Raw genomic sequence first — 539 nt, 5'->3', positions numbered from 1 at the left:
TTGATGACATCCCAGCGCCAGAACTTTGGGTTGATGATCATATTCGCATTGACGAGACCGAGGGTGATCACAGTGATAATGTTCCGCCGAAGTGGCGCATTCGCAAGCTGTTTAAAGATGTTGACGAAAAGGGCAGTGATCCTGATCTGAGCGGTCCAATCTACGCGCGGAATGATGTTCTTGATTTCCATAAGAATGTTGGTGCTGATGAGCGCGGCGGTCATGAGCTGGTATTTCGCATTGATAACGCAGATTCTGGCCTGACCACGACTGAAGGTTTGGCGATCACGCTTCATCTGGAAGATGGTCAGATTGTTGGTCGTGTACCAGACGGAGATGCTGCGTTTGCAATCCACTTGCATCAAAACGGTAAGGTCTCAATGGTTCAGTACATGTCCATTGAGCACCCGGTCACCGGATCTTCTGATGAACATGTCTCGCTTGATGGCAAGGTGAGTGCAATCCTGACTGTCACCGATGAAGATGGCGATGCGGTTTCAACTGAGATCTCTGTCGGCAATCTTCTGACGTTTGATGAT

1 protein-coding gene is annotated in these 539 nt (G+C 49.2%); it reads left to right on the top strand.

Annotated elements, in window-relative coordinates:
* On the top strand, nt 1-539 hold a 539-nt coding region (locus PsAD46_RS17205), incomplete at both ends, for a DUF5801 repeats-in-toxin domain-containing protein (protein WP_153040775.1).

Source organism: Pseudovibrio sp. Ad46, from assembly GCF_001623065.1.
Classification (GTDB): Bacteria; Pseudomonadota; Alphaproteobacteria; order Rhizobiales; family Stappiaceae; genus Pseudovibrio.
Note: the sequence above shows the minus strand (reverse complement) of the source record. Positions and strands in the feature narration are given on the sequence as shown.